We start from the raw sequence: 15,168 nt of genomic DNA on the forward strand, positions 1-15,168 counted from the left end.
TAGCTAAGCGGTCGTTTATGCACGACTATTGCGTGCTGCGATTCACCCATAGATGATCTATGCTAACGTAAATAGCTTATCCTTCGGTAACTGCTTATGGATCTCTCCAAACTAAATCTTTTTTCTGCTTCTTCATCACCTTGGCAACAACCCATCGTAAGTAAAGCAGATGCGACTCAGGCGGGCACAGCGGGGCAAAAAGCTCGTTCCTCTGAGGCTACTGCACAAGCAAGTGAAGAGACGGATACATCAGCCAGTAGCGAAACGGCTGGGCCCACCCGCCCTGACGGTACGCCGCTAGCCCCTGAAGAGATTCAGCACTTAGAGCAGCTTAAGCAAACTGACCGGGAAGTTCGCCAACATGAAATGGCCCACCAAACGGCAGGCGGCCCTTACACCGGCGGCGCTAGCTACGAGTACGAAGTTGGACCAGACGGCAAACGTTATGCGGTCGCCGGTGAAGTGCCTATCGATTACGGCCCTGTGCCGGGCGACCCCACGGCTACCATCGAAAAAATGCAAACGGTCATTGCGGCAGCTTTAGCACCTGCAGAACCCTCGTCTAAAGATTTACAGGTAGCCGCTCAAGCTAGGCAGTATTTATTGGAAGCTAAGTTGGAAGCTGCTCTGGAGCAGAGCAAGATGAATACTGCTCGTCGCGCTGGGGAAACCACTACGGGAGAAGTGACCACAACGCCTGATGGGCAGGCAGCCTGATTCATTGGCACCCATTACTCGTCCTATTGATGACGCTTAGGGTGCTGGCGAAGCAGCACCTAAAAAGCGCTGGTTCCAGTAATCGATATCCAGCGGCACACTGACAACGGCTCGACCGCTGCCAGGTGCATGAATCATCTGCCGGTTACCGCCATAAATACCTACATGTGTGGCTTTGGCACCATCACCAAAGAACAGTAAATCACCTGGGCGAGGTGCATCTATCTGTGGCAGCGCGCGGAACTGAGCATCAGCGGTGCGCGGTACGCGTATACCTGCAGCGCGATAGGTCATTTCAACAAGCCCCGAACAATCCAACCCCTTCGGTGAATTACCGCCAAAACGATACGGTGTGCCGATCGCCTGCTGCGCATGGGAGAGAATCAGCGCGCGCTCCATCGAAATACCCGCTTGAGCGTTCGATGCAGGGACGGTAGTTGTCTCTTTGCTGGCACACCCTGCTAATAGCAGAAGCATGAATAACGTTAACAGTGGGGACAGGCGGATAAACGGCATAAATCGCTCCGGCTCAGCACGTTAGCAATGCTTTTATCATGGCCTATGCCTGGCTTACCCGCTACTAATTCGTCTGTTGTTATTACCAAAGAACTATCCCAAAGAACTATTCCAACGGACTATTGCTATTACAGTCGATTATGACTGACACCCTATCCACTCAACAAAGGTGGTTTCTCCCAGCGCATGGCGCTCATGGCGCAGGCGGCTCATCGCAGCGTAGGGCAAGTCCATCACTAAGCCGTTACTAAGCGGCTGCTCCAACACTTGGCGCAGCAGCGCATTGCAGACAAATAGATGCGCCACCACCAACACGTGCTTACCGGGCGGATTGGCCAGTAGCCGCTGCCAGGATTCGCTAACCCGCGCATCCAGCGCTGACAGCGTTTCTCCTTCTGGAGGCGCGGCTTGGCAGGGGTTGAACCAAAACGCACTCATTTGCTCACTGCCCTCATCAGCAAATACCTGGGCATGGGTTTTGCCTTCCCAACGCCCCAGATGAAGTTCAGCCAAGTCGTCATCAATTTCAACAGGCACATCAAACTCCTCGCCTAGCCACAGCGCAAATTCGCGGCATCGAAGCAGAGGTGAACTGACAATAGCATCGTAGGGTGGTCTTCCATCCATAGTGTGACGCATGACAGCGTCACTCACTTGTTTCCAGCCCGTTTCACTAAGCGGATGGTCGGTGCTGCCACGTAACATGCGCCCGCCTACTGGCTCACCATGGCGCATAATATCGATAGTGGTGATATCTGCATTTGGAAAACGCATGTTTTCTGTTCCTCGACAGGCTGACTAGATGATCGCATGGCGCACGCGAGCAGAAACCCACTCGGATACCAGCACCGTGGCAAAAATCATCAAAAAGATAACACTAACCTGGTTCCAAGCGAGGCTGTTAATTGAAGCATTGAGCTGCAAGCCAATACCACCAGCGCCCACTAAGCCCAGCACCGTCGATTCACGAATGTTGATGTCCCAGCGATATACGCTGATACCCGCAAAAGCAGGCATGACCTGAGGCAGCACACCATAGTTCATCACCTGCAGGCGGCTGGCGCCGGTGGCACTAATCGCTTCAACGGGCGTTGGATGAATCTCTTCAATGGCTTCATAAAGCAGCTTGCCCACAAAGCCAATGGAACGCAGCGCAATGGCAATAATGCCTGCCAAGACGCCAGGGCCAAGAATGGTGACCAGCAGCATGGCCCAAATCAGCGAGTTGATAGAGCGCGATGAGACGATAATGGTGAGAGCCAGGCTACGTATCAGCGGGTGTGGCGTTGTGTTACGCGCTGCTAAAAACGCCACAGGGAACGCCATAACAATGCCCAGTGCCGTGCCTAATGTGGCAATGTTCAGGGTGTCCCACATAGGTTTCCACAGCACGTTAGCGTACTCCCAACGTGGCGGCATCATACGGCTAATTAAGTCACTGCCCTGGCGGCCAGCATCTTCAACAAACACCCACATGGTGTTGTCAGAAATCGCTTTCCAGCACAGCAGAAACAGGCTGACACCTAACAGCCAGGCAGCGAACTGCAGCCACTGGGCTCGGGTGGTGCGCCGCTGCCAAAGTGGCGCCCCTTGGGGAGATGTTGAAACAGGCATAACGTTTCCTCTTATGACAAGCAGCGCGCCGTTACTGTGTCCAGCGGCGAACGTAGCTGGAGGCATACTCACTCATCAGTACAATAGCGATGATAATCAGAAGGATGGCAGCAGATGTGCCGTACTCGTAGCGGCTCAATGAGGTGTTCAGGGTGGCACCGATACCCCCCGCTCCAACAATGCCAATCACCGACGACTCACGGAAATTGATATCCAGCCGGTACATCGAAAGGCCAATTAAGCGCGGCATCACCTGAGGCTGAATGGCATGGTTCATGGTTTGCCACCAGCTCGCCCCAGTGGCGCGTACGGCCTCCACCTGTCGCCAGTCGAGATCTTCAATATCTTCTGCCAGCAGTTTGGCCATAAAGCCAATGGTGGCAAACGCCAGGGTCAGCATGCCAGCAAACGGTCCAAAGCCGAACATCACTACAAACAGAATGGCGATGATAATTTCCTGGAAGGTACGCGAAACGGCAATAATCGCGCGGCAAACGGCATAAATCGGTAATGGCGAGATATTGCGCGCCGCCCCCAGCCCCACCGGAATTGCCAGCAACACGCCAATCACTGTAGAGGTTAACGTCATGGTCAGACTTTCCAGCAGACCCGCGACAATATCGCTCTGGCGGCTAACGAAGTCCGGCTGTAGAAACGCGCCAAGAAAATTGAGTGCACGTCCGGCACCTTCAGCGACGCGAGCCCAGTTCACTTCCACAGAAGCGAGTGCAAGTACCAGATAAACAATCGCGCCTACCACCAACCCCCAGCGCACTCGCGGGTTATCAATCAATGGTAAGCGCCGCCAGTGGCCTTCACGCGCAGCCTGTTGGCGCGCCAGCGAATTGGTACTGCTCATCGCGCGCCCCCACTCGCCAGGCTTGCTAACGGACGCAGGTCACGGCCAGCATGAGAGCGATGTACTTCGCTCTCTTTCGCTTTCATTTGCGCTTTATCTTCAGTTTCATCATCTTCGGCGGGTTCTGGGGTGGTATCCCAATCCTCTTCACCATAGATGGTGGTGAGAATCTCACCGGTTAGCTCGCTAGGCTGTCCGTCAAATACGATTTCACCAGCTCGCAACCCGACAATACGGTCAGCAAACTGCTTCGCCAACGCGACATCGTGAATGTTGATAATCGCGGCCAGCTCACGCTCGGCACATAGCTCACGAATCAGCCGCATGATCTGCCGCGATGTTTTCGGGTCGAGGCTGGCAGTGGGTTCGTCGACCAGCAGTAGCTTAGGGCTTTGCAACAACGCACGGGCAATACCAACCCGCTGGCGCTGCCCACCGGAAAGCGCATCGGCACGCTTATCAATGGCATGGGGCAAGCCAACCCGTTCCAGCAAGCGAAAGGCTTCAGCCACGGCTTCTTGTGGGTAACGGCGCAAGAAACTACGCCAAAACCCCACATAACCCAGCTGGCCAGAAAGCACGTTCTCCATCACAGTTAATCGATCAACTAGCGCATACTCCTGAAAAATCATACCCATGGAGCGGCGTGCATGGCGCAGACGATTGCCCGAAAGTTTGGTCAGTTCTACATCTTCCAGGCGAATGCTGCCTTGGGTGGGTTCTACCAAACGGTTCACGCAACGAATCAGCGTGCTTTTCCCTGCACCGGATGGCCCGATCAGCGCCATCACTTGTCCTTTGGGTAGCGTCAGTTGAATATCGGTTAGCGCACGATCCCCAGTTGGGTAACGTTTGCCAACACCGGTAAGAGTCAACATGAGAGTGCCTCATTTACGAATATTCGGGTACATAGCAATACGGCCAGAAAGTTGCCTTCCTGGCCGATAGGATTTCAAAACTGCCAGCGTATTAATCGCAGTCGTAGGTCACACCATTGGCATCGGCGATGGTGCGAATGACCGACCAGTTTTCCTGGTAGGTAATCGGGATAAACTGCGCTTCGCCGGAATTAGTAAACTCGGCTTCAAGAGCGGTGCCTTCCCAGTCATAGCTGAAGAAAGCATCTTGAATTTTCTCGGCTAGCTCAGGATTCAAATTATTGGCCAGCCCATAGGCGGTGGTGGGAAACGTTTCTGAGGTGTAGATAATCTCGTAATCACCTTCGTTAACAACGCCACGAGAAATCATCCGCGTACCAACAGAGTTGGCAATGGCAGCGGCTTCGTAGTCTTTGTTCACCACCCCTAAAATGGAGTTGTCGTGGGAACCGGAGAACGCGGTTTCGAAATCCTCGCCTGCTTCTAGCCCGTATTCGGAACGCAGCAGCGCTGAGGGGGCACGGAAGCCAGAGTTAGACGTTTCAGAGGTAAACGCCATCTGGCGCCCTTCCAAATCTTCAACCGATTCAATGCCGCTGCCAGGATAAGTGATGATCTCCATCTCATAGCCAAAGCTGCCATCTTCAGCGGCCATCATGGCAAAGGGGCGGAAACCACCACAGTTAACGGCAACCGGTACGCCGCCCGTATTAAAGCCAGCCACATGCAGGCGACCTGCACGCAGTGCTTCCTGCTGGGCCGCGTTTGACTGAACTGGGAAGAACTGCACCCGCTTGCCGGTGGCATCGCTTAGGTGTTCGAGAAAATCAGCCCAAACATCGGCGTATACGGCGGGGTCTTCAACCGGCGTGTAAGCAAAGACCAAGGTGTCCGGGTCGACCCATTGGGACTCGTCGCTGGGCACGTCGGCAACCATGTCGCCGTCATTATCAACATAGCGCGAAGAGAGATCAGCAGAGGCGCTAACAGCTGCCAGCGCAAACGTGCTAACCACAGCAGCGCTAATCAACGTACGTGTAAGAGTCAGTGGTTGCATACATCACCTAAGCGGGTTGTTTAACAATGCCGCTATGGTGATGCCCAACCATGACAGCGAAGGGACACTAAAATGACAAGGCGATGACCTCTCGGTGACAGCTCAGTGACAGCCCTGTGGTTGAAGACTGAACGATTGAAGACTTAGCGATTGAAGATTCAGTGTCGTTTATTCCCTGCCGGCTCCACACAGCATCCTCGGCGCTCTACGAATAAACTGTTACCCGCTATTTTTTTTGCTTGGTGCTTTAACTCGGAAAGTTGGGCGGCAATGTCCAGTGCTTTGCAGCTGGCGGTATCTGTGACAGGCTTAACGGCAATAGACACGCTCACAAAGGGAATAAACGTGACCGCACCCTGGCGGTTTTCTATATGAATCCCCCCCTGCTTACGATCCGCATTTTCATAAAATCCAGGCGCCATCACTCCAAAAGAGTGCAATATTTGCTGGCAAACACTCTCCCACTGTTCAAGGGGAAGCAGCATCATAAAGTCATCACCGCCAATATGGCCGATAAACCCGCCAGCGCTTTCTACCTGTGCCTGAAGCAGCCGTGACAAGGAAATAATCACGTGGTCGCCGCGTGCATAGCCATAAGCATCGTTAAACGCTTTGAAATTATCTAAATCGACGTAGGCGGCCGCGAACCCTTCGCGCTGATCAAGATAAGTGACCAGCGTTTCGTTTATCAGAATATTACCCGGCAAACCGGTGAGAGGATTGGCATGACGGGCCTGACGCACCTGAATGGCAGTAATTTCGCGCAACAGATCCACAATAGTCCCCATTCCCAGATAGCGACCGTGACTATCCACAATCACGAAATCTTCTTGCTCGATATCGCGGCTATCGGTTAACTGCTGGCTCAGCGCTTCAAGAGACAAATCTGCTTCGGCCACTAGCATTTTAGGGTCCGCTATCTCCAACACGCGACGCTTTGCATATAACGCGTGGCTGTAGGGGTTAGTAAATAGAGTTAAAAACGCATTGCGGCGAACCACGGCTATTGGCACGCCATCTTCTACCACCGCGACGCAACGTAGATTTGTCACTTCACGAAATCGTTCAGCAAGCTCTGGAACAGAGCACGCCGGTGTGATGGCGCTGATGGGACGTAAAATAGAGTGGGCAGTGCGCCCCGCTGGGCTTTTCAGCTGTGTCGTGGCAGGCAACAGCATATGTAGCTGCAAGGGTGGGTGAAGGCTTGGTCGTGCAAAGTAAAACCCCTGTAGCAGCGCCAGCCCTCGGTCTAGCTCCCACAGGCAAAGATGCTCAGCGGCGGTCTCAACCCCCTCAGCAATCAGTTGGCAGTCTAAGCTGCGCGCCACATCTAAAATCGAGCGTAAGAACTCACGTTTAGCCGGCTCTTGATCAATGCCCGAAATAAAGTGGCGATCTAGTTTGACGAAATCAGGACGTAGTTCAGACCAATGCCGCAAGCTGGAATGGCCAGCTCCTAAATCATCCAACGCTACTTGAAAGCCCATGTCTCGATAGTGGGCCACTGCCTGACGCATCAGGTCATAATCGTGAATTGGCACATGTTCAGTGAGCTCAATCACCACCCGTTCAGCAGGCAGGCCGCTCTCTTGAATAAAACTCAGCGTTAAGCCTTCACGGAAGTCACGTTCAACAATCGTCAGCGGCATTACGTTCAGAAACAGCAACCCAGGCAATTCCAGTTCTGCAAAACGACGAATCGCTAATCGTCGACACAGTAAATCCAGTTCGACTAACAACCCCGCCTGAGTGGCCACATCAAACAGGCGTAATGGCGAGTGCAGCGGCGATGTTTTCGGGCCACGAATAAGAGCTTCATAGCCATAAATAGCCTGCTGATTAGCGTCCACAATGGGCTGAAACAACACATGTAGCTCTTCTGTTGCGATAATCTGGTTCAACCACTGCGCTTCTTGTGCGGTCATATAACTGCTGCCCTATCAAACATCGCCTGTGCCTTTGATTTTAAAGCTCTATCTGATTTTAAAGCCCCATCAGAAAAGTACTCGGGCAGCAATCGTGCGACATTTTCATGTCGCTTGTATGACAGTACAACCGAAACAACCTACTAAGAACGCGGGAGATCTGGTGGTGGAAACACCACATCGCCTCCATCGACATCTAGCTGGCGAATGTCCGTTGGGCGGCCCTGCTCATCCAGGCTTACTAGCCCAATCCCACTTGCATTCCATAGCCGCTCACCGGCGCTAGCCCGATCTGGGTCGCGCGGGTGAATGCTCAGCTTACGGCGCTTGGTGAACCAGTTAAGTGGTGATAACGGCGCATAGAGCCAACGGTTTAAGCGGTCAAAGGTATTCAGCAGCTGTTTGGGAAACGTATTTTTGATCCCACTGGAGGTAATTTGCCAAAGGTGCGGCGACTCTTTTTGACGGCGAACAACAATATCGTAGGCAAACGAGTAGTGAACATCGCCTGATAAAATCACGAAGTTACCCGGCGTTTTCGAGTGCCGCCAAATATGCAGCAGCACGTTAGCGGCTCCCCGGTGCGCCATCCAGTTTTCAGCGTCCACCACCAACGGCTTACCCGCCAGGGTAAATAGCTTTTGAATGATCTCTATCAGCTTGACCCCGAACATCGGGGCTGGGGAAACGATAACCGCGCTTTTGGTACCCAGTAGCGCCTGCTGCATTTCCATCAGCGCTTCCCAGTCCATTAAGCCCGAAGGGCGGTTGGGGCTACGTTCGCTACGCCAACGGCGGGTGCGTGTATCCAGCACGATTAAAGCAGGCGTACCTGGCACTTGGTACTCCCAGCCCTGAAAACGCAGTAGTTGTTCGATAAAACTATCCTGGGCGCTAGCGTTAAGCGGGCTATCTCTTTCAAATAGCGTCGAGGCTTGAAGCAGCAACGGATTGAGCTTATCCGGGGCGTTGCCCCATCCCTGGCATAGTAAATAGGCCACTAACGCATTACCGATAATTCGCTTTGAAAACGGATGGCCGTAGGCACAGCGCTCCCAGTCTGCGGTCAAGTTCCAGTCGTCGGTGACATCGTGGTCATCAAAGATCATCAGGCTGGGAACGTGAGCCATTAGCCGTGCGCACTGGGGCAGCCCAGCAACAAAGTCATCAATCACCGCCTGCTCTTGCTGGTAAGCATCGGTTTCTTTATTACCCTGAACAGGTGGTTCAACGGCAATGAGTTGCCAGGGCGTTGGAGACCATACCAAGCAGTACATGGCGAGCATTTCCGACAGCGTCACTAAGTGGTTCTGCGCATTTGCAGAGGTAAACACAGGTTTTTTAACGCCGCCAAAAAAACGTTCACGCAGCGCAGCATTGCTGGTCACATCCGGTAGCAGCGCTTCACGGTGATAATAGCTTTCAGGGGCGGCGTAAAGCGCTTGACTGTCATCTACCGTGGCACCTTCCAACTTTTCATCCACCAATCCCAAACGCTCAATCAGTGCGTGTACGGCGCGCAGCATCGGGCCGGCAACGTCATCAACGTAGACCTGGTCTCCAGTCATCAGCAGCCAGGCTGGCCACTCTTCGGGGGTTGATTGGCGCTCGGCTAACCACATATCTGCCCGCACCAAGCCATCGGCACTGTCATGATGGGGCTTACGGCACGAACCGTGCATTAGCCGGTGATGCCGAGAGGCCAGCACAAAACCTGGGTACATCTCGTCTTCATGGCATAACCAGGGCGCCCAATCCGGCAGGCGTTGCCATTCGCCCCAGGTACACTGAACCCGCAAATCGTAGGCAATTCGCACATCGGTGGGCAGCGCGGTCGGTAAGCTAAGGTCAATAAAATGGATATAGGCGTGTTGGCCAATCGCCACACATTGATGCGACTTATCCAGTGGATGCGTCTGGACTTCCATTTGCTCAGGGTGAAGCACCAGTTGCATTGTTAGCGGCCGGGTCGCGACTAGCCACAGAACTAGGCGCGAAGGCGAAAGGCGGCGCAGCAGAGGCCCCACCAGTACGTCCGGCAATGTCTTGGCGATTTGCGTCATGTCACCGTCTCTTTGTTGGGTCATGCATTGTGACTATCCAGCAACCACAGGCAGCTCAACAATCACTTCTAATCCACCCGCCTGGGCACGCTGCAGGTGCATATGGCCCTGATAAAGCGCGACAAGATCCGTCACGATGGCTAAACCAAGCCCACTCCCAGAACGCTGTTCATCTAGACGCTTTCCTCGCTGCACGGCGGCTTGGCACTCCTGTGCAGACATACCTGGGCCATCATCGCTCACTCGCAGCAACAGCCTTTGGCCATCGGCTTGCAAGCTAATGTTTACTTCGGCTGTCGCCCAGCGAAGTGCGTTATCCAACAGGTTGCCGACGATTTCTTGAAGATCCTGCCCATCCATATGGACTCGCGCTCGGCTGTCTACGTTTTGCTGGAGGCTAATATGACGACGCTGCGCCAGACGCGTAAGCCCAGCAATCAGCGCCGCCAGCGTATCCTGCACGGCAATGGGGGCGAAGCGAGCACCTTCGCCAGCAGCAGACGCACGCGCTAAGTGGTGGCGCACCGCGTTGTCGATGCGCGAAAGCTCAACCTCCCAATGAGCACGGCTTTCGTCGGGCAATTGCTTAACCAGTAGCCGCATAACACTCAGCGGAGTTTTTAACGCATGGGCAAGATTGCCTGCGGTATGGCGACTTCGCTCAATTAATCGCTGGTCACGGGCAAGCACGGCATTCATTGACTCTGCTAGCATGGCCAGTTCATCTGGCAGACGGGTGTCGAGCTGCTCAGCCTGTCCTTGCTCAACGTCCCGGAGATTGGCATTCATGCGTCGCAGTGGTGCCAGCCCCCAGCGCACTTGCAGTGCTAGCACCCCTAACAGCAGCGCACCCAAGCCCACCAGCCCCAGCCATAATGCTTGTTGAAACTGCTGGATATCTTCTCGCAGCGCATCATCTCGGGCAGCCACGCTAACATGCAGCGGTGTTTCCAACGGGGCAAGGTAAATATCTCGCTCAACAATGCGCAACTGCTGGCCTCGCGGGCCGCTCATCGTGCGAGCCGATACGTTTTTGTTATCGATAACCGGTAGGCGCTGATCCCACAGCGAGCGCGACGTTGTCGTAAGGTGATCATGGTCGGTAATTTGCCAATACCAACCGGAATAAACCTGATCGAAACGCGGGTCACCCAGTGATCGATCATAACTTATCTGCTGGCCGATAGGGTCAAAGGTAACACCCGCAATGATCACATTAAGCGTTGTCTCCAAGCGTTCATCAAAGGCATGAATTGCTGACGTACGATAATGGTGGGTGAGCAGCCAACCCGCTATTGGCAACGCTAGCAACACCATTAACAGTGCTGCCAGTAGAAGACGCAACGTAATCGAACGGGTCGACCAACGCTGCGCCCAGCGGGTAATCGCTGGCCTCATGCGTCGGAGGGCTCTTCAGCAAGTAAGCGATATCCCTGGCCACGCAGCGTGGCAATCCGCCACGCGCCTAATTTACGCCGCAACCGGCTCACTTGAACGTCAATCACGTTAGAGTCGGGTTCATGGTCACGGTCATAAACATGCTCAGAAAGTTCACTGCGGCTAACCACGCGGGGGGCAGCATGCATTAAGTAGCTGAGCAGACGCGTTTCCTGGGCAGTTATGCTAACCGGCCTGCCCGCCAACGTGACATGCTGGGTATGGGTATCCAGGCTTAACTCACCTACCTTCAGGACGGGATGAGCATGACCATGACTACGGCGCACCAGAGCACGCAGCCGAAACATTACTTCGGCGGGTTCAAAGGGTTTCGTCACATAGTCATCGGCCCCTGCGGTAAAGCCCGCCGCTTTATCGGCCCAGCGCTCGCGTGCCGTTAAAATCAGTACCGGTAGATCAATACCGTCTTCTCGCCACGCAGAGAGCCAGCGGGTGCCTTCACCATCGGGTAGGCCCACATCGAGGATGACCGTGTCATAGGCTTCTGTGCGCACCAGGAAATCTGCTTCCTGGCCATTTTCAGCATGCTCTACCAGCCAGTCGCCCTCCCGTAGCGCTTGAATAAGCTCGCGGGCGAGCGCCTGGTCATCCTCTACCAGTAAACACTTCATGAATAGCTACCTTATTGGCGGCGCATCTCATTAATGCGCACACCTTCTATTTTCATTAACTGCCCGCTATGGCCATCAAACTCAAACTCAACCACTTGATTCTGAGCACCCAGCAGCTTGATCTCATACTCCACGTGGCCATCCTCACGCTCTATCTCTACTTCTATTACCTCGCCGATATAATTAGCTTCCAGCCAGTCAAGAATGGACTCTAAAGGCACGACGTCGCCCCGCCGCACTTCACTGTGCAACGCTTCCCAGTGCTGGTCGCCAATGGCACTACCGGCCAGCGCAATGGCAAACACCGCTGCAACGACGTTTACGGGCAACGCCTTGCGCAAGCGCATACATAGCAGACGCTGCCAATAACGTAAAAGGGTTAGCATGAGGGGCATCTTATTCATCGTACTAGAATGCCAAAAGCAACATGAACGTTAGATGAATGGCTTTGTCAGCTTACGGAAAGAACCGCGGTGTTATAACTGTTTTGCCTTATGACGAATGCTGTCTCATTCAACAGACCAAGTCATTTAACAAACCAAGTCATTCAAGAAACCAAGAAGGAATTTGACATGAACGCTATGAAAAAAATGCTGCTGATCCCGACCTCCGCTTTGCTGCTCACTGCGGCTGCAGGCAGCGTGCAAGCTGATACATTGCCCGTTGATCAGATTGATAGTGTGCTAACCCATGCCACTGACTATGGGTTTACCCATTACGAAGAAATCAGCATTAAAAGCCGCGGCCGTGCCGAGGTGGAAGGCTGGCTTGACGACGAATGGTACGCTGACATTGAATTCTCCATCGATAGTGGCGAAACATTGCAAGAACAGCGTGAGCGACTTATTACCGGAGCCTGGGGCATGAGCGAAGATGATATTCGCCAGGCACTAGAAGTAGCAAGCCAAGAAGGCATGGTCGAATTTGAAGATATCGACATTGATAAAAGCGGCATGATCGATGTTGAAGGCCGTGACGAAAATGGTCGTGAACTAGAAATCAGTCTACGCCAAGGCTCCTTCCAAGTAAGCGAAATTGACCGCGATTAACTGGCTAGCACAATCCAGCATTAACTAACGCAAAACATCATGCGGGCCACTTAGGCCCGCTTTTTGTGTTGTCGCTCAACGAACTCAGCGCTACAAAGGATTTCTTGTAAAGGTCGCTGTTAACGTCGCATTGTAATGTGCTTAACATAGCCATTAACCACCCAATGCGTACTCTCAGCAGGGACGCATGTAACCAAGGGAGTTGCCTTTGACGCTAACTACCACCGCCGAAGGCGTAAGCAACCGTTTAGAACACGCGGTACTCCGCGATCTTGCATGGTTGCTGGTCACGCCTGATTTGATTGAACTACCGGGCCCTAATGCCTATCCAGGCAGACCAACACGCCAGGAACTCGGCTTAGTAGATTCAGTCGACGACTGGTTGGCAAATCTTTCGTCACTGGTAAATGCGCTTGATGGCAAGCTGGCGACGCGCATGGGACACTACCATGAACGGCTGTGGCACCTGATGTTAGATAACGCGCCCAACACACGACTGCTCGCCAAGAACCTGCGTATTACCCAGCGGCGCAATACCCTGGGCGAGTTGGATATGCTCTATCGAACGCGAGACAACCCCGCCCCCATCCACCTGGAAGTGGCGATAAAGTTCTATCTTGGCCTACCAGAAGGGCCTGGTGATGCCACCTGCCAAAGCCGCTGGATTGGCCCTGGCGGGCTAGACAGCCTAGCGCTGAAATGTAGCCACCTGCGCCATCATCAGTTGCCTATTTCGAGCACTGCCATCGCGCAAGCGATCATCGCCCAATGGCTATCCCCTAGAGATCTCGGCCATGCACCACCCTGTTATCCGCTGACACAGCGCCTAGCGATGCCCGGTGTACTGTTTTATCCCTGGCACACAACATTACCGCCGCCCAGCGGTGCGACGGTCGATCATCGACGTGGTAAATGGTGTTATTTAGGGGATTGGCCGCGGTTCGCAGCCCAGCGAAGTGAAACACTGAAAATGGCATGGCTAGAGAAGCCTCACTGGCTAGCCCCGCCGCCATTAGATACATTTTCCTCTGCCAAGGATTATATGGCAGACGTAACGCCACTTATCCATCGCTACGGGCCCCAGCAAGTGATGCTTTATGACCCGCAGGAAAGAGAATTAGCTGAGGAAAAGCCGCTTGAGCGGCTAGTCATCGTACCCGATGACTGGCCGCGCCAAGTACCGCTACCGCCTCGCGCTCGCGATTAAACAACGACCAAGTTATCGCGATGGATCAGCTCGTGAGCCTCCACGTAACCCAGGATTGCTTCAATCTGGTGGCTTGGCTGGCCCGCTAACTGACGGGCTTCATCCGCGCCGTAGTTGACTAACCCTTTGGCCACGCGTGCGCCCTGCTCATCCACGCACAGCACCATATCACCGCGCTTAAAGCTGCCCTGCACTTCGCGCACGCCCACCGCCAACAGGCTAGAGCCTTTGCCACGCAGTACGTTCACAGCCCCAGCATCCAGTACTAAGGTGCCACGCACCTGCAATTGGCCTGCCAGCCAGCGCTTGCGAGCAGCAATGGGCGCTTGATCTGGGCGCAGTAGGGTGCCCAGTGCCTCACCTGCCATGACGCGGGAAATAACGTCCGGCTGGCGGCCACTCGCAATCACCGTGACCGCGCCGGAACGAGCAGCCAACTGTGCAGCACGAATTTTGGTGCTCATACCACCGCGCCCCAAAGCACCTCCACTGCCAGCGACAGCGGCTAAGCGCGGATCGTCGGCACGGCCTTCAGCAATCATCTGAGCATTGGGGTCGTGGCGTGGATCGGCGTCAAACAGCCCTTCCTGATCAGTAAGCAGCAGCAATGCATCGGCTTCTAACAGGTTAGCCACCAGCGCGCCAAGCGTATCGTTATCGCCAAAACGAATCTCGTCGGTGACCACGGTATCGTTTTCGTTGATGACCGGCACCACGCGCATCTCAACCAAGGTACGCAGCGCTGACAGCGCGTTGAGATAGCGCTTGCGGTTGGAAAGGTCATCGTGGGTGAGCAGAATCTGAGCCGTTAACATGCCGTGGCGAGCGAAATGCTGCTCGTAGCACTGGGTAAGGCCGTTCTGGCCTACCGCTGCGGCCGCCTGCAGCTCATGAACGGCACTGGGGCGCGCTTGCCACCCCAGACGCACCATGCCAGCCGCTACGGCACCCGAGGATACCAGCACAACTTCTTTGCCCTGCTGATGCAGCATGGCAATCTGGTCGACCCAGCCACCAATGGCCGGCTCATCTAAGCCTCGACCATCATTGGTGAGCAGCGCGCTACCAATTTTAACCACCACCCGACGGGCGCTGCTTAACGCCTCACGGCCAGGCAACTGCTCATTGCTTTCCACGTCGCGACTCTCCCAAGCCATTCCGCTCACGCGATTAATTCCGCTAACCCTGCTGACGCTTCCCACTCGACCGACGGG

The 15,168-nt window shown here is 54.3% G+C and carries 15 protein-coding genes; 3 read left to right on the top strand and 12 right to left on the bottom strand.

Going from position 1 to position 15,168, the window contains the following annotated elements; genetic code table 11:
• Positions 1-96: 96 nt before the first annotated feature.
• The gene (locus tag L1X57_RS04145; protein ID WP_009723785.1) at positions 97-717 is read left to right on the top strand and encodes a putative metalloprotease CJM1_0395 family protein; all 621 of its coding nucleotides are present in this window, start codon (positions 97-99) and stop codon (positions 715-717) included.
• A gap of 36 nt (positions 718-753) precedes the next feature.
• Here L1X57_RS04145 and L1X57_RS04150 read toward each other — a convergent pair whose 3' ends face one another.
• The 11 genes from L1X57_RS04150 to L1X57_RS04200 form a co-directional block, all read right to left on the bottom strand.
• Positions 754-1,233 (bottom strand): C40 family peptidase, encoded by a 480-nt coding sequence (locus tag L1X57_RS04150; RefSeq protein WP_009723786.1) that lies wholly within the window; start codon positions 1,231-1,233, stop codon positions 754-756.
• 138 nt (positions 1,234-1,371) lie between these two features.
• On the bottom strand, positions 1,372-2,007 hold the full coding sequence (locus tag L1X57_RS04155; protein WP_009723787.1) for a histidine phosphatase family protein: 636 nt from the start codon (positions 2,005-2,007) through the stop codon (positions 1,372-1,374).
• 24 nt (positions 2,008-2,031) lie between these two features.
• Positions 2,032-2,847, bottom strand: a complete 816-nt coding sequence (gene phnE / locus L1X57_RS04160) for a phosphonate ABC transporter, permease protein PhnE (RefSeq protein WP_009723788.1) — start codon at positions 2,845-2,847, stop codon at positions 2,032-2,034.
• Between the two features lie 31 nt (positions 2,848-2,878).
• The gene (phnE, locus tag L1X57_RS04165) at positions 2,879-3,706 is read right to left on the bottom strand and encodes a phosphonate ABC transporter, permease protein PhnE (protein ID WP_009723789.1); all 828 of its coding nucleotides are present in this window, start codon (positions 3,704-3,706) and stop codon (positions 2,879-2,881) included.
• Entirely contained in the window at positions 3,703-4,584 is an 882-nt protein-coding gene (phnC, locus tag L1X57_RS04170) for a phosphonate ABC transporter ATP-binding protein (protein WP_009723790.1), read from the bottom strand. Before phnC ends, phnE (L1X57_RS04165) begins: the two co-directional genes overlap by 4 nt.
• A 91-nt stretch (positions 4,585-4,675) precedes the next feature.
• A complete protein-coding gene (gene phnD, locus L1X57_RS04175; protein ID WP_009723791.1) occupies positions 4,676-5,641 on the bottom strand; it encodes a phosphate/phosphite/phosphonate ABC transporter substrate-binding protein in 966 nt (321 codons plus the stop codon).
• Between the two features lie 158 nt (positions 5,642-5,799).
• A complete protein-coding gene (locus L1X57_RS04180) occupies positions 5,800-7,566 on the bottom strand; it encodes a bifunctional diguanylate cyclase/phosphodiesterase (protein ID WP_009723792.1) in 1,767 nt (588 codons plus the stop codon).
• Between the two features lie 143 nt (positions 7,567-7,709).
• On the bottom strand, positions 7,710-9,629 hold the full coding sequence (locus L1X57_RS04185) for an alkaline phosphatase D family protein (RefSeq protein ID WP_009723793.1): 1,920 nt from the start codon (positions 9,627-9,629) through the stop codon (positions 7,710-7,712).
• A 33-nt stretch (positions 9,630-9,662) separates the two neighbouring features.
• Positions 9,663-11,027: a sensor histidine kinase gene (locus tag L1X57_RS04190; RefSeq protein WP_009723794.1), complete on the bottom strand. Its 1,365-nt coding sequence runs from the start codon at positions 11,025-11,027 to the stop codon at positions 9,663-9,665.
• Positions 11,024-11,698: a winged helix-turn-helix domain-containing protein gene (locus L1X57_RS04195; RefSeq protein WP_009723795.1), complete on the bottom strand. Its 675-nt coding sequence runs from the start codon at positions 11,696-11,698 to the stop codon at positions 11,024-11,026. Before L1X57_RS04195 ends, L1X57_RS04190 begins: the two co-directional genes overlap by 4 nt.
• An 11-nt stretch (positions 11,699-11,709) precedes the next feature.
• Complete coding sequence (locus L1X57_RS04200; protein WP_009723796.1) at positions 11,710-12,084, bottom strand: PepSY domain-containing protein; 375 nt, start codon at positions 12,082-12,084, stop codon at positions 11,710-11,712.
• Positions 12,085-12,270: 186 nt separating this feature from the next.
• Between L1X57_RS04200 and L1X57_RS04205 the strand changes: the two genes are divergently transcribed.
• Both L1X57_RS04205 and L1X57_RS04210 read left to right on the top strand, forming a co-directional pair.
• Entirely contained in the window at positions 12,271-12,747 is a 477-nt protein-coding gene (locus L1X57_RS04205; RefSeq protein ID WP_009723797.1) for a PepSY domain-containing protein, read from the top strand.
• Between the two features lie 208 nt (positions 12,748-12,955).
• Positions 12,956-13,954, top strand: coding sequence for a DUF1853 family protein (locus L1X57_RS04210; RefSeq protein WP_009723798.1), 999 nt, complete (start codon positions 12,956-12,958; stop codon positions 13,952-13,954).
• Here the strand turns inward: L1X57_RS04210 and proB are convergent.
• Complete coding sequence (proB, locus tag L1X57_RS04215; RefSeq protein WP_232318764.1) at positions 13,951-15,111, bottom strand: glutamate 5-kinase; 1,161 nt, start codon at positions 15,109-15,111, stop codon at positions 13,951-13,953. The genes L1X57_RS04210 and proB overlap by 4 nt on opposite strands.
• Between the last annotated feature and the right edge of the window lie 57 nt (positions 15,112-15,168).

It is taken from the genome of Halomonas sp. TD01 (assembly GCF_923868895.1).
GTDB lineage: Bacteria > Pseudomonadota > Gammaproteobacteria > Pseudomonadales > Halomonadaceae > Vreelandella.